Here is a 19,579-nt window from a genome sequence, read left to right as displayed (position 1 = left end):
GGGCAAACCCCAAACCCCGAGGATGCCATGGCCACGATCTATGTCCTGAACGGTCCCAACCTGAACCTGCTGGGCAAGCGACAGCCCGAGATCTATGGCCACGAGACCCTGCAGGATGTCGAGGATCTGTGCCGCGATGTGGCGGGCGGGCATGAGATTCGGATGCTGCAATCCAACTGGGAAGGCCAGATCGTCGACTGGATCCACGAGGCGCGCGACAAGGCGGCGGCCATCGTCATCAACCCGGCGGCGCTGACCCACACCTCGGTTGCGGTGCTGGACGCGCTGAACGCCTTCGACGGCCCGGTGATCGAGGTCCATATCAGCCAGGTCCACAAGCGAGAGGCCTTTCGCCACCATTCCTATGTCTCGCTGCGCGCCGATGGCGTGATTGCCGGGCTGGGCCTTGAAGGCTACGCCGCAGCCGTGCGGCGCGTGGTGGGCCTGCTGGGCCAGGCCTGAGAGTTTGTCGCGGGTAGTACGCCTCCTTATCCCCGCCAGATGACAGGAGACGCCATGGCTGCAAGGAAACTCGTCTGTCTCAGTTGTGCGCAAACCAACCGCGTCGGGTCCGACCGGCTGGATGCCAATCCCAAATGCGGCACCTGCGGCGCGGCCCTGATGCCGCAAAAGCCCGTCGCGGTCGATTTCCGGACGCTGGAGAAAGCCGCGAAAACGGATGAGATCCCGTTGATGGTGGATTTCTGGGCACCCTGGTGCGGCCCCTGCCGCGCGATGGCGCCACAATTCGAAAAGGCCGCGCTCGGCCTGAAAGGCCGGATGCGTCTGGCCAAGATCGACACGCAGGCCCATCCGCAGGCCTCTGCACGCTGGCAGATCCGGGGAATCCCCGCCCTGATCGTCTTCCAAGGCGGCCGCGAACGCGCCCGAGAGGCAGGCGCACGCTCCGCAGCCGACATCATCCGCATGGGCGAGGCAGTGGTAAAGGGATGACCAGAAGCAATAGCCCTTCGGTCGCTTGACAAGGCTGGTTCCGGGGTCCAGAACATCAGTCTATGGGGCCGTAGCTCAGTTGGTAGAGCGCGTCGTTCGCAATGACGAGGCCAGGGGTTCGATTCCCCTCGGCTCCACCATCCTGCACTTTTGGTTTAAAAAATCCGCTAACACCTTGAACGGAAAGGTGATTTTCGCGGTTCGATAACCTTCTTTTCGATTGTGGCGCAGGGGCTGCACGAAGGCCAGTTTCAGTACCGTCCGCTTGAGCGCGAATATCCCATTATCGTATAGTTTCCAGGGGCTTGAGAGGAACAGCAGGGCCGGTTCGATAAAGTCGTTCAGCCTGCCCGGCGGCGGCACGGCATTCTCGACCCGATCCGCCAATATACGCTTCTCGCGTTCCAGTTTTTCGATGCGCTTCTTATAGGCGGCAGCCACGGTCGCGCTGTCGGTGTCCACGATCCGGTCAAGCAAACCGTCGATCTGCTTTTCAAGCGCCTTGAGCTGATCGGCCAGCGTCCGGCGGCTGTTTCTGGCCTCTTCCAGCCGCGCGTTCCACAGGTCGCGGAACATAACCCGCGCCACCTCGAATAGCTGGCTGGCGGGTTGCAGGATGCGCAGAATCGCCCGTGCCCCGTCTTCGATATCCACGCGCGGAATCGATTTGCGGCGGGAGGCGCAATCCGGCGTGTCGCAGAGATAATAGGCGTAATGCCTGTTTCGGCCCTTCGACCAGCAGGAGGTCATCGGCTCGCCGCAATCGTCGCACAGCACGAAGTCGCGCAGCGGGAAATCCTCGTTGATGTCCTTGCGCGCGGGAGGCTGCAACGTGCCGTGCAGCCGCGCCAGCACACGCTCATGCGTGGCGTAGTCGATCAGCGCCTCATGGAAGCCCTTGCGCAGGGACACGCCCCAATTCGGTGCCTCGACATAGCCTGCATAGGTCGGACGTTCGAGGATATCGCGCACCTTGGTCACGCGCACGTCGCCGCTGGCGCTGCTTTTGGGGAAATCTGGCTTGGGTTCGAGAAAGCGCTTCACTTCGGATTGAGAGGAAAAACGCCCGCTTGCGAACCCTTCCAGCACTTCGGTGATGATCGAGGCCAGAGGCTCATCGCGCACCAACAGCTTGCCATGCTCGAGGTTGCGGGCATAGCGATAGCCCACGGGCGGGTGGAAGACGTAATAGCCCTTCTCGACGCGGGCTTTCATCTTCTGGACGACCTGCCTGCGATTCTGTTCGCGCTCAAGCTGGCCTTGGGCGGCAATGATGGTTTCGACGAAGCGCCCCTCCGGCGAGTCCTCGAAATTGAAGTTCAGGCATTCGATCCTTGCCCCGCGCTGCGCCAACTCGCGGCGCAGCTTGATACGGAACTCCGTATCACGGGCGAAACGCTTGAGATCGTCAAAGATGACCAAATAGGGCTTGCCCGGCTGCGCCGAAAGATAGGCCAGCAGCGACATCATGCCCGGGCGCTTCATGAAATCGCCGCCGCCCTCAAGGCGTTACTTGGCGGAGGACACGCGGCAATAGATCAGCGCCGCCTGCGGCTTCTGTATGTGTTTGGGGTGTGTGTTCAGTTGACCTGCCTTTCCGATGCCATCGCCGGGTCAGCCCCCGTCCGTGGCATCGTTGAATGTGGTTGTGAGATCGGTATCCGGTGAGCTTACCCCATCGGAATCGGCCTGTAAGGCCAGATCAGGGGAATTCTCGACTTGTCCACAGGCTTGTTGGATGGGATGCACCCCGAAGCCGAGATCGACAAAGGCGGTGATGACCGACCACAGCGCCCGCAGGAAATCTTCCTTCTGCGTGGGCGTAAGGCCGGAGCCATCAAAATATGCCTGATACTTTTCGAGGTCGATCTCAATGCGGGGTTTCGCGGCGACGTTGAATTCGCCGCTGGTTACAGTTCCTGTTTCTCTGTCCTGCCCGTCCTTCATGGCCCCATCTCCCACGGATCGCGCGGCTTTCCGTAAGGCGATCCTATCTTAAGTATACAACTCTTGCGATTATTATGCAAAATCATGACATTACTCCGGTCATATGTGGGGAGAGGCTGGCGGGCGGTAGCCTTCGATGAAGGCCCATTCGCCATTCGCGTATTGCGGAAAATCCCGATACGCATCCGGCAACGCTTCACGGATCACGCAGCGGGTTCGCATCCCTAGCCAAGTCGGAATGCGAATGCGGCTCTGGTCGCGGTCATGGAACGGGGTCGGGAAGAACCGCCCCGCACGGGCACGGCAGGTGTAATACGGCACCTTGTCCACGGCGAAGGGGCGGATGCCTTAGCCCGATGCCCAGACCAGCGCTTTGCCTGCGGGCATGGCAAGGATTTCATCGGGGGTCATGAGCAAGCGGGCCTGTCTGCGCTGGTGACGCATCTCGTAGTCCAGCGCCCGCAGCGCGATTCCGGCCTTTACCGGATCAGCACCGCCGAACAGAACGCCATGCAGCATCTCGCGCTTGGCGCGGGCCGCCCGTTCATTGGTCAGGGCATCATCGAGGCTGGCCGCCGCGACGTGCTGGGCATGGCGATCGGGGCTTCCGAGGCCGAGCCGTTCTGGACCGGGTTTCTGTGCGATCTTGTGCGCCGCAGCCTCTCGGGTGTGAAGCTGGTGATCAGCGATGCGCATGAGGGCATCAAGGCGGCCACGGCGCGGGTGCTGTCGACCACCTGGCAGCGGTGCCGGGTGCATTTCCAGCGCAATGCCCTGGCCCATGCGGGCAAGAGCAGCCGCAGGGTGGTCTCGGCCTTTATCGCCACGGCCTTTGCCCAGCCCGACCACGCCACGGCCAAGACCCAGTGGCGGCTGGTTGCGGACCAGATGCGTCCCAGGCTACCGAAGCTGGCCACGCTCATGGACACGGCGGAAGAGGACGTTCTGGCCTACATGACCTTCCCCGCCCAGCACCGCGCGAAGTTGCATTCGACGAATCCAATCGAACGCCTGAACGGCGAGATCAAGCGACGCACGGACGTCGTCGGGATCTTTCCCAACGAGGCCTCGATCCGGAGATTGGTTGGCGCGATCCTGATGGAGCAGACCGAGGAATGGACCGTCCAGCGCGGCCGCTACATGACGCTGGAAACCCTTGCGCCGGTCTGCGATGATGTCATGGTCAGCCTGCCTGCTGCGCAGCGCGACTGACCAGCTCGGCCCGCATCAGAGCGCGAGGCCCGCCGCCAGCTACACCATCAGCTGGGATATCATCCAGCCCCCGGCTGGATCAAATCACCCTCTATGCGCGAGATCTGTCGTCTGTCCAGTTCTGCCTGAGCCGAAATTTTGGTGACCGAGGTTCAGAAGCTGCAAATTCGGCCTGCAAGAAAATCCTCGGCCATCGTGTTCGAGATTGCGGCCTTCAGATATGCTACAGCACCTTTGCTGAGGCCGAGCTGACGCCGGGCGGTCTCGATCAATCCGAAGAACTGCCAGCGTGTCATGCCGTCAGGAAGGCCGCCGTGCGTCAGATGCTGCCTCATGGCTGCACCTCTTTTCTGGACGGCATCTCTCTGGTGATGCTATAAGGAATGGGAAAGTCGGATACTTTCACATAGACTTTGACCCCGGTTTCGGTTGCCGCCGAGCCGGGGTTTTCATTTGGGCTGCACCCGGTAGCAGCAGCGTGATGAGGGATCATCTGTACAGGTTTTGTACAGGGAAAGGCCGGATTCCTTGCGAAACGGACCGGAAAATCATGCAAACTGCAGCATGAAGCTGCGATGGCTTTGTTGCAATAATTTGATTTTAGATATAAATTTGGTGACCCCGGCAGGATTTGAACCTGCAACCTGCCCCTTAGGAGGGGGCTGCTCTATCCAGTTGAGCCACGGGGCCATCCTTTCCCCTTTTGGCGCGGGCGGGGCGCTTTGGCAAGGTTGTCGCGGCGCGGGTCGTCGGATAGGATCAAACTTTAAGCCCTTTCCATCCGAGCGCCCGATGACACCACAACGCCCACGCCGCCCGCTGACCCTGCGCGATGTCTCGGAAGCTTCGGGGGTTTCCGAGATGACGGTCAGCCGGGTGCTGCGCAATCGGGGCGATGTGTCGGCTGCCACGCGCGAGAAGGTGCTGACCGCTGCGAAGACGCTGGGCTATGTGCCCAACAAGATCGCCGGGGGGCTGGCAAGCCAGCGGGTGAACCTGGTCGCGGTCGTGATTCCATCGCTGTCGAACCTTGTCTTTCCGGACGTGTTGGGCGGGATCTCGGCCGAGTTGGACGATACCGGGTTGCAGCCGGTGATCGGGGTCACGAATTATTCGCCCGCGCGCGAGGAGATGGTGCTTTATGACATGCTGTCCTGGCGGCCCTCGGGCGTGATCCTGGCAGGGCTGGAGCACAGCAAGGCGTCGCGCGCGATGCTGGAAAATTCGGGCATTCCGGTGGTCGAGATCATGGATACCGACGGCGAGGGGATCGATACGATCGTGGGAATCTCGCATATCCGCGCGGGCCGGGAAATGGCCGAGCGGATCCTGGCCGCAGGCTATCGCCGGATCGGTTTCGTCGGCACGCATATGCCCGAAGATCACCGCGCGCGGAAGCGTCTTGTGGGCTTCGAGGAGGGGCTGGCGACGGGCGGGGTGCCGCTGGAGGCGCGGGAATATTATCAGGGCGGCTCCTCTCTTCTGAAGGGGCGCGAATTGACCGAACGGATCCTGACACGTGCGCCGGATCTGGATTTCCTCTATTATTCCAACGACATGATCGGGGCTGGCGGGCTGCTTTACTGCCTGGAAAAGGGGCTGGATATTCCCAACCGGATCGGTCTGGCCGGGTTCAATGGTGTCGATCTGCTGGACGGGTTCCCGGTGCGTCTGGCCACCACCGATGCGCGGCGCGTGGATATCGGCCGTCGTGCCGCGCGGCTGGTGGCGGACAAGGACCCTATGCCCGAAGACCGGATCATTGCGCTGACCCCAACCTTCATGCCCGGCGATACCATTCGCGTGACATGATCGGCATGGCGGCTTGTGATGGGGCGTCCGTGGCCCTATCTGTGGCCCATGCGTATTCCATTTCTTGACCGTTTCATCAACAAGAACCCGCGCGTTGCGGTGCTGCGCCTGCACGGCGCCATCGGCATGGCCGGACGTCGCGGCGGGCTGAACGATGCCACCCTTGCCCCGGTGATCGAGCGCGCCTTTCGCAAGGGCAAGCCTGCGGCGGTCGCCCTGTCTATCAATTCGCCCGGCGGCTCGCCCGTGCAGTCATCGCTGATCGCGGCCCGGATCCGGCGGCTGGCCGAGGAAACCGGCGTGCCGGTCCATGCCTTTGTCGAGGATATGGCGGCCTCTGGCGGCTATTGGCTGGCCTGTGCCGGTGATCGGATCTGGGCGGATGACAGCTCGGTGCTGGGGTCGATCGGGGTGATCTCGTCAGGTTTCGGTTTTCAGGATCTGATCGGGAAATGGGGGATCGAGCGGCGCGTGCATACGGCCGGCCGGTCGAAATCCACGCTGGACCCGTTCCGTCCCGAAAAGCCCGAGGATGTGGAGCGTCTGCGCAATGTGCTGGAGCCGATCCACGAGGCGTTCAAGGATTATGTGACCCGCCGCCGGGGTGATCGTCTGGCCGGGGATCGCGATCTTTTCACCGGCGAATTCTGGGCTGGGCGGCAGTCGGTCGATCTGGGGCTGGCCGATGGCATCGCCCATCTGGTGCCGAAGATGAAGGAACTCTTTGGCGACAAGACGCGCTTCATGGTGCATTCGCCGCGCCAGTCGCTGTTCCGCAGACTGGGTCTGTCAGCCGAAGCCGTGCTGGATGTCGCCGAGGAACGCAGCGCCTTTGCCCGCTTTGGCACGGGCGGCTGATGGTCAAGGTGGTCATCGTCTTCCTGCTGGTCATGGTCGCTTTGGCGTTGATCAGCGGGCCGGGATTTCGTCGCGTTCTGGCAAGGTTACTGGGACTGAAATGGGGCGGGCGCTGAAGGTCCGCCCAGGCTGATTTGGATTGAACTGACATGGCTGCTGCCCTGATTACCGGAGCCGCCCGCCGACTTGGGCGACAGATGGCGCTGTATCTGGCCGGCCGCGGATATGATGTGGCCATCCACTATGACCGCTCGGAACCCGAGGCGCTGGCTACGGTGGCCGAGGCGCGTGACCTGGGTGTTGCGGCCCATGCCTTTCAGGCCGATTTGCTGGATGAGGGCGCGACGGCTGAACTGATCCCGCATGTCACGGCGCAGATGGGGCCGCTGTCGTTGCTGGTGAACAATGCCTCGATCTTCGAGCATGACGATATCCGCAGCGCGACGATGCGAAGCTGGGATCGCCATATCGGATCGAACCTGCGCGCGCCGTTCCAACTGACGCAGGCCTTTGCCGCGCAGGCGGCAACTGCTGGGCGCGATGACAGGGGCGAACCTGTCGCGACTGGGCTGGTGGTCAATATGGTCGATCAGCGGGTGCTGAAGCCGACGCCGGAATTCCTGACCTATGCCATTGCCAAATCCGGGCTATGGGCGATGACCCAGATGCTGGCGCAGGCGCTGGCGCCCGATATCCGGGTGAATGCCATCGGTCCGGGGCCGACTTTGGCGGGGGGGCGGCAGAGCGACCGGCAATTTGCGGAACAGCGCCGCGCGACCGTGTTGGGGCGCGGCTCTGACCCTGAGGATATCTGCGCCGCGCTGGGCTATCTGATCGACGCCAAGGCCGTGACCGGGCAGCTTTTATGCGTCGATGGCGGGCAGCATCTTGGGTGGCAGACCGTTGACGTGGTCGGGCATGAATAACCTTGCGGCAGCCAGGCTGCGCGGTTTTGTCCACCCCTAAGGGATCTTTGGTGCAGGCTACTGATTTACCGCGATAATTTCGTTATTCGTAAGCTCACTAATAAAATAAACGATAAAAATCAATGACTTGAGTTTATGCTGAAAAATTAGGCAAAGTTAAGGAAATGTAACGATTGCTGACCGATCCGCCACTGTCCTGCAGGGCATCCACAAGCTTATCCACAAGAGTCGTGGAAAGCTTCGGGCTTGCCTTTAGGTGGCAAAACTTGCAGCGGCTGAAAAGAATCACTTATTAATCGCCATGACGCAAAAGACCGGCCATACCGTAATTCAGGATTACCTTCGCACGCTTGACGGCAGCCCCGGCGTTTACCGGATGCTGGATGCGCGGGGCGAGGTTCTGTATGTCGGCAAGGCCCGCGACCTGCGGGCGCGGGTGTCGAATTACGCGCGGCCGTCGGGGCATTCGGGCCGTATCGCGCGGATGATCCGCGACACTGCCTCGATGATGTTCCTGACCACGCGGACCGAGACCGAGGCGCTGCTGCTGGAACAGAACCTGATCAAGCAGCTGAAACCGCGCTATAATGTGCTGCTGCGCGACGATAAGTCCTTTCCCAATATTCTGGTCGCCAAATCCCACGCCTATCCGCAGATCAAGAAGCATCGCGGGGCGAAATCGGAAAAGGGCGATTATTACGGCCCCTTTGCCAGCGCGGGCGCGGTGAACCGGACGCTGACCCAGTTGCAGCGGGTGTTCCTGCTACGCAACTGCACGGATTCGGTTTTTGAAAGCCGCACCCGTCCCTGTCTGCTGTTTCAGATCAAGCGCTGCAGCGGTCCTTGCGTCGGGCGGATCTCGGAAGCCGATTACGGGCAGTTGGTGGCCGATGCCGAGCGGTTTCTTCAGGGCAAGTCCACCACGATTCAGGCCAATCTTGCGCAGGAAATGGCCGAGGCCTCCGAGGCGATGGAATTTGAACGCGCTGCGGCGCTGCGCGACCGGATCAAGGCGCTGACCGCCGTGCAATCGGTGCAGGCGATCAACCCCAAGGGCGTGGCAGAGGCTGATATCGTCGCGCTTCACATGGAAAGCGGTCAGGCCTGCGTGCAGGTGTTCTTCATTCGCGGCAATCAAAGCTGGGGCAATCGCGATTTCTACCCGCGTCTGGGCGGCGCGGAATCGCCCGATGAGGTGATGCAGGCTTTCCTGCTGCAATTCTATGACGGCAAACCTCCGCCGCGTCTGATCCTGCTGTCGCATGGCCCCGAGGATCCCGAACTGACCGCGGATGTCATGACCGAACGCGCGGGGCGCAAGGTCGATCTGCAGGTGCCGCAGCGGGGCGAGAAATTCGAGCTTGTCACCAACGCGCTGCGCAACGCCCGCGAAAGCCTGGGCCGCCGCATGTCCGAAAGCGCCGCGCAACTGAAGCTGCTGGAAGGGATGGCCGAAGCCTTTGATCTGGCCGCCCCGCCGCGCCGGATCGAGGTCTATGACAACAGCCACATTCAGGGCACGAATGCCGTCGGCGGCATGATCGTGGCCGGGCCGGACGGCTATCAGAAAAACCAGTATCGCAAGTTCAACATCAAGGGGACCGAAATCACGCCCGGCGATGATTTCGGCATGATGAAAGAGGTGCTGACCCGCCGCTTTACCCGTCTGCTGAAAGAGGATCCAGACCGCCAGACAGAGGCATGGCCCGATCTGCTGCTGATCGATGGCGGGGCAGGGCAGGTCTCGGCCGTGGATGGGATTCTGGCCGATCTGGGGGTCGAGGATATTCCGATGATCGGCGTCGCCAAGGGGGTGGATCGCGATCACGGCAAAGAGGAATTTCACCGCCCCGGCCAGCGGCCCTTCGCGCTGCGGATGAATGATCCGGTCCTGTATTTCGTCCAGCGGCTGCGGGACGAGGCGCATCGCTGGGCCATTGGCACGCATCGCGCGCGGCGGGCGAAATCCGTGATGGCCAATCCGCTGGACGAAATCGCGGGCATCGGCGCGTCGCGAAAACGCGCCTTGCTGGCGCATTTCGGCAGCGCCAAGGCGGTCAGCCGGGCGGGCCTTGCGGATCTGCAGGCGGTCGAGGGAATCTCGGCCGCGATGGCGCAGAAGATCCTGGATCATTTCCAGAAGGGATAGGCGCGCGGATCGCCCCGTCGCTGGCTAGTTTCCGCAGCATGCGGTGATTGGCCGCCGGCGATGCTGCCAAGCCCACTTCCCACGGCGGGCACAAACGCCTAGATTGCGATCATGCGCTGGACCATACCCAATATCCTGACCCTGCTTCGGCTGATCGCGGCGCCCGCCGTGCCGCTGATGTTTCTGTATTTCAGCCGTCCCTTTGCGGATTGGGCGGCCCTTGTGCTGTTCATCGTCGCTGCGGTGACCGACTGGTTCGACGGCTATATCGCCCGCGCCTGGAAGCTGGAAAGCCGCTTTGGCGCGGCGATGGACCCGATTGCCGACAAGGCGATGGTGGTGATCGCGATCGTCGTCATCACCGGCTATTCCGGCATGAATCCCTGGCTGATCCTGCCCGCCACCATCATCCTGTTCCGCGAGGTCTTTGTCTCGGGCCTGCGTGAATTTCTGGGCGCGAATGCCAAGCTGCTGAAGGTGACAAAGCTGGCGAAGTGGAAAACCACCTTTCAGATGGTGGCCATCGCCGTGCTGTTTCTGGGCACGGGGCTGGCCTATGTCGAGCGTGGACAGCCCCCCTTGGTCGGCGAGGCCGAATTGCCGCTGTGGATGGACAGTTGGGCCGATGTGGCGACCAGTCTTGGCCTGCTGCTGATCTGGCTGGCGGCGGGTCTGACCTTCTGGACCGGCTGGGATTATTTCGTCAAGGCGCTGCCCTATCTGAAAGAGCCCGGCGATGGTGCTTGAGGTGCTGTATTTCGCCTGGCTGCGCGAACGCATCGGCCAGCCGCGCGAAACGATCACGACCGAGGCCCGAACCGTGCGCGATCTGGTCGCGCAACTGGCGGCGATGGATGACTGGCATGCGCAGGCTTTTGCCGATATGCGCGCCGTGCGCTGCGCGGTGGATCAGAAGCTGGTCGATCTGGACACGCCTCTGGACGGCGCGCGCGAGGTGGCGTTTTTCCCACCCATGACCGGAGGCTAAGGGCCGATGTCCGCCCGCGTTCAGACCGCAGCCTTCGATCTGGCCCAGGAGTTGCAGGGCTTCGGGGCAGGGGCGGGCGCGGTCGTCACCTTTACCGGCGTCGTGCGCGACGACAGCGGCAGGATGGCGGCGCTGGAACTGGAACATTACCCCGGCATGACCGAAGCCACGATGAATGAGTACGGGGCCGAGGCCGCACGGCGCTTTGACCTGATCGACTGGCGCATCGTTCATCGCCACGGCCGCCTTGGCGTCGGTGAACAGATCATGTTCGTGGCCACCGCCGCCCGCCATCGCCGCGCCGCTTTCGAAGCGGCGGATTACCTGATGGACTGGCTGAAATCCCGCGCCCCCTTCTGGAAGCGCGAGATTGCCAGCGACGGGCAGGCCGAATGGGTTCAGGCCAAGGACAGCGACGAAACCTCGCTGCTACGATGGTAGGCAGATGCCCCTGATCCGCCCGGAAATCCGGGCCTGGCTGTCGCGCTGGTCCGAGGCGCTGGTGGCGCTGGGCGTGGCGCTGGCCGGGCTGTGGCTGATGCTGCAGGGCGGCTGGTTCTTTGGCCTGATCGGTCTGCTGGCGGTGCTTGTCGGCGCGGCGCTGATGGTCGGCGCGTGGCAAAGACTGCCCTTTCGCCGCAGCGTCGACGCGCCAGGCGTGGTCGAGGTCGAGGAAGGCGCGATCCGCTATTACGGCGCGGTCTCTTTGGGAGGGCAGATCGCATTGCGGGATCTGACCGAGATACGCTTGCTGCGGCTGCGCGGCCACGGCTATTGGCGGCTGCGCAATGGTGTGGGCGAGGCCTTGCTGATCCCCGTCGATGCCGCCGGCGCCGCGACGCTGGCCGATGCCTTTACCGCCCTGCCGGGGCTGGACATGGGCGCGGTTTCCACCGCATTGGCCCATGTGACCGAACAGCGCGACGCGGTGCGCGTGGTTTGGCGAAACTCGGATCAGGCGACTTGACTTGAACCGGCGCAATTGTCACCTGTGGCCGGTGGCCAACCCCGAGAAAGGCTTTGCTTCATGTCGATTCCCCAGCAGGGCGGTGGCCCGATCGAAAGCCGCGATCAACTGGCGGCCTATCTGGCCGCGGGTGAGAAGCCCCGCGAGGACTGGCGGATCGGTACCGAGCACGAGAAATTCGGCTATTGCAAACCAAAGAAGCTGCCGCTGCCCTATGCGGGCGAATGTTCCATTCAGGCGATGCTGACCGGGATGCAGAAACGCTTTGGCTGGGCGCCGGTGCTTGAGCAGGGCAATATCATCGGGTTGGAACGCGATGGCGCGAATATCAGCCTTGAACCGGGCGGTCAGTTCGAGCTGTCCGGCGCGCCGCTGGAGACGATCCACCAGACCTGCGATGAGGTGAACCAGCATCTGGCCGAGGTGAAATCCGTCGCGGATGAGATCGGCGCGGGCTTCATCGGTCTGGGCGCTGCCCCGATCTGGACGCAGGACCAGATGCCGATGATGCCCAAGGGGCGTTACCGTCTGATGACCGATTACATGGACCGGGTCGGCACGCTGGGCAAGCAGATGATGTATCGCACCTGTACGGTTCAGGTGAATCTGGATTTCGCCTCGGAAGCGGACATGGTGCAGAAGCTGCGGGTGGCCCTGTCGCTGCAACCGGTGGCGACGGCGCTGTTTGCAAGCTCTCCTTTCCTGGATGGCAAACCCAATGGCATGCGCAGCTGGCGCGCCCATATCTGGCAGGATCTGGACGATTCGCGCACCGGCATGCTGCCTTTCGTCTTCGAGGACGGGTTCGGCTATGACCGTTGGGTGGATTACGTCCTGGATGTGCCGATGTATTTCGTCTATCGCGATGGCAAATATATCAACGCGCTGGGCCAGTCCTTCCGTGATTTCCTGAAGGGCGACTTGCCGGCCCTGCCCGGCGAGGTTCCCACGCTGTCGGATTGGGCCGATCACCTGACCACGGTGTTCCCCGAGGCGCGGGTGAAGAAATTCATCGAGATGCGGGGCGCGGATGGCGGTCCCTGGCGCAGGCTTTGCGCATTGCCCGCGCTGTGGGTCGGTCTGACCTATGATCAGGAGGCGCTGGATGCGGCCTGGGATCTGGTGAAGGGCTGGGATCATGAAACGCGCGAGGGGTTGCGCCGCGCCGCCACAGAGCATGCCCTGCAGGGCGAGGCGAATGGCATCAAGCTGCACGATCTGGCGCGCGAGGTTCTGGCGATTTCGGAACTGGGCCTGAAGAACCGCGCGCGGCAGGGGGCAGGCGGGCTGATCCCCGACGAGACGCATTTCCTGAACGCGCTGAAGGAGAGTGTGGAATCGGGTCAGGTTCCGGCGGATGAGATGCTGGAGCGCTTTCACGGTGAATGGCAGGGCGATCTGTCGCGGATCTACGCCGATTATTCCTATTGATGGCGTCCCGCGGTGGCCGGCGGCGCTTCGCCCCCCGGACCCCCAGAGGATATTTTTGCACAAAAGATGGTGCCTGCGCACGACAAGGTGAGGCGAGGGCTGTTCGGCCCGGCTTGAAAACCGATCGTTCCGGTGGCACCCCGATGGGAAATTCCGTCCGGAGAAGGGGCAGCGCATGCGTGCAGATATCATGACCTGGGTGAACCGCGCGGTGGCGGTGGTTTTTCTGATCGGGCTTCTGGCCCTGCTGGGGGTGATGGTGGTTCTGATCCGCTCGGCGGAGGGGGTGCCGCCGTTGCCGGTCTTTATCGGCGTGATCGGGTTGGTGGGGCTGATCCTGCTGGCCGGAGCTTGTCTGGCGCTGATCTCGGTCGCGCTGTCGGCGCGGCGCGGAGCGGAGGCCTTGGAGCGGTTGTCGCGGGCCGAGGCTGCGCCCCGGCTGGCATCTGAAAAGGTGAAGGCGCCCTTCGATGGGCCGTCCCTGCGGGAGGTTGTGAAAGAGGCGCAGGCTGATGCCGAACCACCGGTCAAGGCGCCGTCGCGGCCGGACCGACCCGCCGGGCGGGTGCTGGTGGCGCAGCGCTAGGCGGGTTCCCTGGGGGGCTGATTGCCCCGCGCGAGATCGCGGGCGGGTTTCGGCACCTCGGCCTCGCCGTCCTTTGCCTTGCGGCCTGCGGGCCAGCCTTCGCGTTGTGTCAGGCGGTTTCCATCCGTTTCCTCGGTCTGATCGTGGAACAGCATCACCTCGGTCGGGTAAGGCATGTCGATGCCCGCATCATCCAGCGCGCGATAAACCGCGAGGATCACCCGGCCCTGCGTATGAATGACCGAGGCGCGATCTGATTTCGTCCACCAGCGCAGGCGTATCGTGTTCTGATAGGCATCGATGCCGACCGGCAGTGCCTCGGGCGCGGGATCGGCGAGGACGCCTTGGCAGCCTGCCGCCGCTTTGGTCATCAGCGTCATCGCCTTTTCCCAGTCGTCGCTGCAGCCGATGCCGATATCGTATTGCGACCGGCGGTGGTCAAAGGCCGTGTTCACGACGAAGCTGCCGGTATAGATGTTCGAATTCGGGATCACCACGCGCCGCCCGTCATAGGTTTTAATATAGGTGGCGCGGGTTTCGATATCTTCGACGGTGCCTTCGAAATCCCCGACGATCACCTGATCGCCGATCCGGAAGGGCTGCCGAAGCAGGATCAGGATGCCCGACAGCATGTTTTGCAGGATATCCTTGAAGGCGAAACCGATGGCGACCGAGCCGATGCCCATGCCGGCCAGAAGGTCTCCGGGTTTGAGCGAGGGCAGCACGATCGTGGCGGCCAGCAGAAAGCCCAGGATCATGAACGCCCAATGCATCATGGCGCTGCCGACATTGGCAAGGGCCGGGCGTCCGCGGCGTGCCAGCGTGCGGCGCACGCCATAGGACAGCATCCGGCCGATGACATAGAAGATGACCAGCAGGATCAGGGCGGCGATCAGGTTGGGGGTCAGCCGGATCAGCCCGTTGATCCAGCCCTCGACCTTGTCCACGATGGTGTTGACGTCCCCCGCGACATCGATTTTCTCTTCCATTCCACCCCTGACCTGTCTGATCCATCTGGCCCTGAGCGCATCGAGCGGCGCGCGGGCGTCAGAGTTCAACAACGGATTCGGGTGGCGGGTTCCGCGCGCTGCCTAGGACTTCTTGCCGATGCGTGGCTCGGTTCCCTGCAGAAGTCTGCGGATATTGGCGTGGTGGCGCAGGAAGATCAGCGCGGCCATGAACGAAGTGACAAGGATCAGGTCATTGCGGCCAAGCGCCCAGGCGAAGACAGGGGTCAGTGCCGCGGCCAGTAGTGCCGAGAGGCTGCTGATCCGGCTGACCAGCGCCGTCAGAAGCCAGATGGCGCAGGCAATCAGGCCCAGGGGCCAATGCAGCGCAATGAGCGTGCCAAGGAAGGTGGCGACACCCTTGCCGCCCCTGAAGCCCAGCCAGATGGGAAAGCAGTGCCCCAGAAAGGCTGCGCCGCCCGCAAGGATGCCTGCCGTTTCGCCGCCGAAATGGCGGGCCAGCAGCACGGCGATGGCACCCTTGCCGCTGTCCAGCAGAAGCGTGGCCAGCGCGGCGGGTTTGTTCCCGGTTCGCAGGACATTTGTCGCGCCGATATTGCCCGACCCGATCTGCCGCAGATCGCCCAGTCCAAGGGCGCGGGTGATGACGATGCCGAATGGGACCGAGCCCAGCAGATAGCCGAAGATTGCCCAGAGGATCAGGGTCATGCGTCACCTTTGAATACGGATTGCCCGGCGACCCATGTGCCCAGCACGCGACCTTCCAGCCGGGCGCCGTCGAAGGGGGTGTTTTTCGATTTCGACAGCAGCGAAAAGCGGTCCAGCACGAAGGGGGCGTTGGGATCGAACAGCACCAGATCGGCGGGGGCGCCCTTGCTCAGGCGACCGCCCGGCAGGCCAAGGCGTTTCGCCGGGTTCAGCGACATGGCCCGCCACAGCTGCGGCAGCGACAGCCCGCCCTGATGATACAGGCGCAGGGCCGCAGGCAGCAGGGTTTGCAGCCCGACCGCACCGGGGGCGGCGATTTCGAATGGCAGGCGTTTGGATTCTTCGTCCTGCGGGGTGTGGAAGCTGGCGATCACGTCGATCACGCCGTCGGCCACGGCCTGCACCATGGCCTGCCGGTCATCCTCGGACCGCAGCGGCGGGGTGAAGCGGAAGAAGGTGCGGTAATCGCCGACATCGAATTCATTCAGCGTCAGGTGATGGATCGAGATCCCTGCGGTGACGTCCAGCCCCGCCGACCGGGCACGTTCGAATGCGGGCAGAGAGGCCGCCACCGTGATCTGATCGGCATGCCATCGGCAGCCGGTCATCTGCACCAGTGCCAGATCGCGATCCATCCCCATCACCTCGGCCATGGGAGAGACGGCGGGAATGCCGTAAAGGCTGGCGAATTTTCCGCTGGTAGCCGCCGCGCCGCGTGACAGGCTGGCATCCTGCGGATGACCCACGATCAGCGCATCCAGCCCGCGCGCATAGGTCATGCAGCGGTGCAGGATCTTGCTGTCGGTGACCGGGCGCACGCCGTCGGTAAAGGCGACCGCCCCGGCATCGGTCAGAAAGCCGATCTCGACCATCTCGCGGCCCTCGCGGGCTTTGGTCAGCGACGACATGTGGCGGATATTCACCGGCGCATCGGCGGCACGGCGGGTGACGAATTCCAGCGCCTCGGGCGTGTCGATGGGGGGCATTGTGTCGGGGCGGGCGATGATCGTGGTCACGCCGCCTGCCGCCGCCGCCCGTCCGGCGCTGCGGAAGCTTTCCTTGTGACGCTCGCCGGGTTCGCCGATTTTCACGCCCCAGTCGATCAGCCCCGGAGCCAAGGCCTTGCCATCGCAGTCAATGACGGTCGCGCCTTCGGGCGCGGGTTCCTGCACGCCAGAGATGGCCTCGATCACGCCATCGCGGACCAGCAGACTGCCTTGCTGGTCGGTCTGGCCTTCGGGGTCGATCAGGCGGGCATTGGTGAAGTAAGTCTGGGTCACACCATCACTCCTGCCGCGGCGCGGCCGCGTTCGGCGCGCAGGTTGCGGGCCAGAAGGTCCAGCGCGGCCATGCGGACGGCGACCCCCATCTCGACCTGATCCTGGATCACGCTGCGGTTGATGTCATCGGCGATGGTGCCGTCGATCTCGATCCCGCGATTCATCGGGCCGGGATGCATGACGATGGCATCCGGCGCCGCCAGAGCCAGCTTTTCCGCATCCAGACCCCAACGGTGGAAATATTCCCGCTCGGACGGGATGAAGCCGCCATCCATGCGTTCGCGCTGCAGGCGCAGCATCATCACCACATCCGCGCCTTTCAGCCCCTCGCGCATGTCCTGAAACAGCTCGACCCCCATCTCGGCCACGCCCGCGGGCATCAGCGTATTCGGGCCGATCAGGCGGATGCGGTTTTCCATCTTGCCCAGCAGGATCAGGTTCGACCGGGCCACGCGGCTATGGGCGATATCGCCGCAGATGGCGATGGTCAGGCGCTGCAACCGGCCTTTCGCGCGGCGGATGGTCAGCGCGTCCAGCAGGGCCTGGGTCGGATGTTCGTGACGGCCATCGCCCGCATTGATGACGGCGCAATTCACCTTTTCCGCCAGCAGGTTGACCGCGCCGCTGCTGGGATGGCGCACGACCAGCAGATCGGGATGCATGGCGTTCAGCGTCAGCGCCGTGTCGATCAGGGTTTCGCCCTTCTTCACGCTGCTGGTCTGCATCGACATGTTCATCACATCCGCGCCCAGCCGTTTGCCCGCCAGTTCGAAACTGGCCTGTGTCCGGGTCGAGTTTTCGAAGAACATATTGATCTGCGTCATGCCCGACAGCGCGTCGGAATGTTTGATCGTGCGGCGGTTCAGGGCGACATATTCCTCGGCCAGATCCAGAAGCGCGACGATCTCTTGCGGAGAGAGATGGTCGATCCCCAGAAGATGACGGGCGCGAAAACTCATGATCCCTCCGATGACTGGAAACGGAACCTCTATCGCAGAAGCGGCGGTGCCGGGCAAGCGTCCTGGCGCGGCGGGGGTGTTGTGGTATTTGGGTCGCGCCATCAGCGCGCGCCGGTCCCGGCCCCGATCACCGATTGCCGGGGCGTGCGGGCAGGGATAAGGCGGTATCATGTTTGGACGTTATGCCCCCCATGTCGCAGCGACCCTGTCGCTGGGCCTGCCTTTGATCGGCAGCCACATCGCCCGTATGGCGATCGGTGTGGCCGATACGGTCATGGTTGGCTGGTACGGGATCGCGGAACTGGCGGCGCTGGTCATTGCCACCTCTTTCTTCCATCTCATGTTCTTTCTGGGCATGGGGTTCGGCATCGGCGTGATGGGCGTCATCGCCACCGCGCTGGCGCGCGGCGATGAGACAGAGGTCCGCCGCGCCACCCGCATGGCGCTGTGGCTGTCGGTCGGGTTCTCATTATTGTTGATGCCGGTGATGTGGCATGCCGAGCCGATCCTTCTGGCGCTTGGCCAGACGCCCCTGACCGCGCAACTGGCGCAGGATTATCTGCGCATCGCGGGTTGGGGCCTGTCGCTGGGACTGGCCGGTCTGACGCTGAATTCCTATCTGGCGGCGCTGGAGCGTCCGCAGGTGATCATGTGGATCACGCTTGCGGGTCTGCCGGTCAATGCGGCGCTGAACTGGGTCTTCATCTTTGGCAATCTGGGTGCGCCAGAGCTGGGCGTGCGCGGTGCCGCGATTGCCAGCGTGATGACGCAGTTCATCCAGCTTGTGCTGCTGGTCCTTTATGTCAACTGGCTGCCCATGGCGCGGAAATACAACCTGTTCCAGCGGTTCTGGAAGCCGGACTGGCAGGCCATGTGGCAGGTGGCGCGGATCGGATGGCCGATTGGCGTGACGACCGTGGCCGAGGGCGGGCTTTTCGTGGCGTCGAATATCATGATGGGCTGGATCGGGACGCAGGAACTGGCGGCGCATGGGATCGCGCTGCAGATCACCTCGATCACCTTCATGGTGCATCTTGGCCTGTCCAATGCGGCGACGGTGCGGGTCGGTCAGGCCAAGGGGCGCAACGATGCGCTGTGGATGCGAGATGCGGCGGTGACCGTCATCGCGATCTCGACGGCCTTTGCGGTTATCGCGATTGCCATCTATCTGCTTTTCGCGCCGCAGTTGGTCAGCCTCTACCTGTCGCCCGACGATCCCGAGGCCCCGGCAATCATTGCCCTTGGCGCCTATCTGCTGGCTTATGCGGCGCTGTTTCAGTTCACCGATGCGATGCAGGTCATCGCCCTTGGCTTCCTGCGCGGCGTGCATGACACGCGGGTGCCGATGTGGATCGCGGGGTTCAGCTATTGGGTGGTGGGCCTGCCCGTGGCCTATGTTCTGGCCTTTACGCTGCAGATCGGACCTGCGGGCCTGTGGCTGGGGCTGTGCGTCGGTCTGACCGTGGCCGCGATTCTGCTGATGATGCGCTTCTGGCGGGGCCTTGCGCGTGGGGACTGGACCGCACCCACCCCTGCGGTCTAACCTGCCGCGATACCGCGATCCTCAGGAGGCCCCGATGCGACCCGTCTTCGTCCAGTTCCGCTGCGAGCCCGGCAAGACCTATGAGGTCGCCGATGCCATCTATGACCGCGAAATCGTCAGCGAGCTTTATTCGACCTCGGGCGATTACGACCTGATGGCCAAGGTCTATGTTCCAGAGGATGAGGATGTCGGCCGCTTCCTGTCGGAAAATCTGTTCGATATTCCGCATATCAGCCGGACCCTGACCACGATGACCTTCCGCGCCTTCTAGGCGGCGCGCCCCGGCAGGCA

20 protein-coding genes, 2 tRNA genes and 2 pseudogenes are annotated in these 19,579 nt (G+C 63.2%); 16 read left to right on the top strand and 8 right to left on the bottom strand.

Annotated features, from left to right (window positions below; translation table 11 throughout):
• Positions 1 to 27 precede the first annotated feature (27 nt).
• The 3 genes from aroQ (at position 28) to JHX87_RS10730 (ending at position 1,094) form a co-directional block, all read left to right on the top strand.
• On the top strand, positions 28 to 462 hold the full coding sequence (aroQ, locus tag JHX87_RS10740) for a type II 3-dehydroquinate dehydratase (RefSeq protein ID WP_271884965.1): 435 nt from the start codon (positions 28 to 30) through the stop codon (positions 460 to 462).
• A 54-nt stretch (positions 463 to 516) separates the two neighbouring features.
• A complete protein-coding gene (locus JHX87_RS10735) occupies positions 517 to 954 on the top strand; it encodes a thioredoxin domain-containing protein (RefSeq protein ID WP_271884967.1) in 438 nt (145 codons plus the stop codon).
• Positions 955 to 1,018: 64 nt separating this feature from the next.
• Positions 1,019 to 1,094 (top strand) — tRNA-Ala (locus tag JHX87_RS10730).
• A gap of 562 nt (positions 1,095 to 1,656) precedes the next feature.
• Here JHX87_RS10730 and JHX87_RS18520 read toward each other — a convergent pair.
• Positions 1,657 to 2,421, bottom strand: a pseudogene (locus JHX87_RS18520) (recombinase family protein); the annotation flags it as partial.
• A gap of 147 nt (positions 2,422 to 2,568) precedes the next feature.
• A complete protein-coding gene (locus tag JHX87_RS10720; protein WP_271884970.1) occupies positions 2,569 to 2,901 on the bottom strand; it encodes a hypothetical protein in 333 nt (110 codons plus the stop codon).
• 555 nt (positions 2,902 to 3,456) lie between these two features.
• On the opposite strand from JHX87_RS10720, the pseudogene JHX87_RS10715 reads away from it, so the two are divergent.
• Positions 3,457 to 4,113, top strand: a pseudogene (locus tag JHX87_RS10715) (IS256 family transposase); the annotation flags it as partial.
• Between the two features lie 152 nt (positions 4,114 to 4,265).
• Here JHX87_RS10715 and JHX87_RS10710 read toward each other — a convergent pair.
• The gene (locus JHX87_RS10710) at positions 4,266 to 4,448 is read right to left on the bottom strand and encodes a helix-turn-helix domain-containing protein (RefSeq protein ID WP_271884972.1); all 183 of its coding nucleotides are present in this window, start codon (positions 4,446 to 4,448) and stop codon (positions 4,266 to 4,268) included.
• A gap of 278 nt (positions 4,449 to 4,726) precedes the next feature.
• Positions 4,727 to 4,803: transfer RNA gene (locus JHX87_RS10705), tRNA-Arg, on the bottom strand.
• Positions 4,804 to 4,905: 102 nt separating this feature from the next.
• Here JHX87_RS10705 and JHX87_RS10700 point away from each other — a divergent pair.
• The 10 genes from JHX87_RS10700 (at position 4,906) to JHX87_RS10655 (ending at position 13,830) form a co-directional block, all read left to right on the top strand.
• On the top strand, positions 4,906 to 5,925 hold the full coding sequence (locus JHX87_RS10700) for a LacI family DNA-binding transcriptional regulator (protein WP_271884974.1): 1,020 nt from the start codon (positions 4,906 to 4,908) through the stop codon (positions 5,923 to 5,925).
• A 48-nt stretch (positions 5,926 to 5,973) separates the two neighbouring features.
• The gene (locus tag JHX87_RS10695) at positions 5,974 to 6,783 is read left to right on the top strand and encodes a S49 family peptidase (RefSeq protein WP_271884976.1); all 810 of its coding nucleotides are present in this window, start codon (positions 5,974 to 5,976) and stop codon (positions 6,781 to 6,783) included.
• A gap of 149 nt (positions 6,784 to 6,932) precedes the next feature.
• A complete protein-coding gene (locus JHX87_RS10690; protein WP_271884978.1) occupies positions 6,933 to 7,709 on the top strand; it encodes an SDR family oxidoreductase in 777 nt (258 codons plus the stop codon).
• A gap of 301 nt (positions 7,710 to 8,010) precedes the next feature.
• Positions 8,011 to 9,858, top strand: coding sequence for an excinuclease ABC subunit UvrC (gene uvrC, locus JHX87_RS10685; RefSeq protein ID WP_271884979.1), 1,848 nt, complete (start codon positions 8,011 to 8,013; stop codon positions 9,856 to 9,858).
• A gap of 111 nt (positions 9,859 to 9,969) precedes the next feature.
• Positions 9,970 to 10,605: a CDP-diacylglycerol--glycerol-3-phosphate 3-phosphatidyltransferase gene (gene pgsA, locus JHX87_RS10680; protein ID WP_271884980.1), complete on the top strand. Its 636-nt coding sequence runs from the start codon at positions 9,970 to 9,972 to the stop codon at positions 10,603 to 10,605.
• On the top strand, positions 10,595 to 10,846 hold the full coding sequence (gene moaD / locus JHX87_RS10675; protein WP_271884982.1) for a molybdopterin converting factor subunit 1: 252 nt from the start codon (positions 10,595 to 10,597) through the stop codon (positions 10,844 to 10,846). The genes pgsA and moaD overlap by 11 nt, the downstream gene beginning before the upstream one ends.
• A 6-nt stretch (positions 10,847 to 10,852) precedes the next feature.
• Positions 10,853 to 11,287 (top strand): molybdenum cofactor biosynthesis protein MoaE, encoded by a 435-nt coding sequence (locus JHX87_RS10670; RefSeq protein WP_271884983.1) that lies wholly within the window; start codon positions 10,853 to 10,855, stop codon positions 11,285 to 11,287.
• 4 nt (positions 11,288 to 11,291) lie between these two features.
• Entirely contained in the window at positions 11,292 to 11,813 is a 522-nt protein-coding gene (locus JHX87_RS10665; RefSeq protein WP_271884985.1) for a hypothetical protein, read from the top strand.
• Positions 11,814 to 11,873: 60 nt separating this feature from the next.
• Complete coding sequence (locus JHX87_RS10660; protein WP_271884986.1) at positions 11,874 to 13,244, top strand: glutamate--cysteine ligase; 1,371 nt, start codon at positions 11,874 to 11,876, stop codon at positions 13,242 to 13,244.
• A gap of 175 nt (positions 13,245 to 13,419) precedes the next feature.
• On the top strand, positions 13,420 to 13,830 hold the full coding sequence (locus JHX87_RS10655) for a hypothetical protein (RefSeq protein WP_271884988.1): 411 nt from the start codon (positions 13,420 to 13,422) through the stop codon (positions 13,828 to 13,830).
• Here JHX87_RS10655 and JHX87_RS10650 read toward each other — a convergent pair.
• The 4 genes from JHX87_RS10650 to JHX87_RS10635 all read right to left on the bottom strand — a co-directional run bounded on the left by JHX87_RS10650 (position 13,827) and on the right by JHX87_RS10635 (position 17,745).
• Complete coding sequence (locus tag JHX87_RS10650; protein WP_271884989.1) at positions 13,827 to 14,819, bottom strand: mechanosensitive ion channel family protein; 993 nt, start codon at positions 14,817 to 14,819, stop codon at positions 13,827 to 13,829. The genes JHX87_RS10655 and JHX87_RS10650 overlap by 4 nt on opposite strands.
• A 102-nt stretch (positions 14,820 to 14,921) precedes the next feature.
• On the bottom strand, positions 14,922 to 15,506 hold the full coding sequence (gene plsY, locus JHX87_RS10645; RefSeq protein ID WP_271884991.1) for a glycerol-3-phosphate 1-O-acyltransferase PlsY: 585 nt from the start codon (positions 15,504 to 15,506) through the stop codon (positions 14,922 to 14,924).
• Positions 15,503 to 16,786, bottom strand: coding sequence for a dihydroorotase (pyrC, locus tag JHX87_RS10640; protein WP_271884992.1), 1,284 nt, complete (start codon positions 16,784 to 16,786; stop codon positions 15,503 to 15,505). Before pyrC ends, plsY begins: the two co-directional genes overlap by 4 nt.
• The gene (locus JHX87_RS10635) at positions 16,783 to 17,745 is read right to left on the bottom strand and encodes an aspartate carbamoyltransferase catalytic subunit (protein WP_271884994.1); all 963 of its coding nucleotides are present in this window, start codon (positions 17,743 to 17,745) and stop codon (positions 16,783 to 16,785) included. The genes pyrC and JHX87_RS10635 overlap by 4 nt, the downstream gene beginning before the upstream one ends.
• 169 nt (positions 17,746 to 17,914) lie before the next feature.
• Here JHX87_RS10635 and JHX87_RS10630 point away from each other — a divergent pair, with 169 nt between their 5' ends.
• Together JHX87_RS10630 and JHX87_RS10625 are read left to right on the top strand one after the other, a co-directional pair.
• Positions 17,915 to 19,288, top strand: coding sequence for an MATE family efflux transporter (locus JHX87_RS10630; RefSeq protein ID WP_271884996.1), 1,374 nt, complete (start codon positions 17,915 to 17,917; stop codon positions 19,286 to 19,288).
• Positions 19,289 to 19,322: 34 nt separating this feature from the next.
• On the top strand, positions 19,323 to 19,559 hold the full coding sequence (locus JHX87_RS10625; protein ID WP_271884998.1) for an Lrp/AsnC ligand binding domain-containing protein: 237 nt from the start codon (positions 19,323 to 19,325) through the stop codon (positions 19,557 to 19,559).
• Positions 19,560 to 19,579 lie beyond the last annotated feature (20 nt).

Origin of the sequence: Paracoccus fistulariae (genome assembly GCF_028553785.1) — a bacterium.
Classification (GTDB): domain Bacteria; phylum Pseudomonadota; class Alphaproteobacteria; order Rhodobacterales; family Rhodobacteraceae; genus Paracoccus; species Paracoccus fistulariae.
This window is presented reverse-complemented; position numbering and strand designations above follow the sequence as displayed.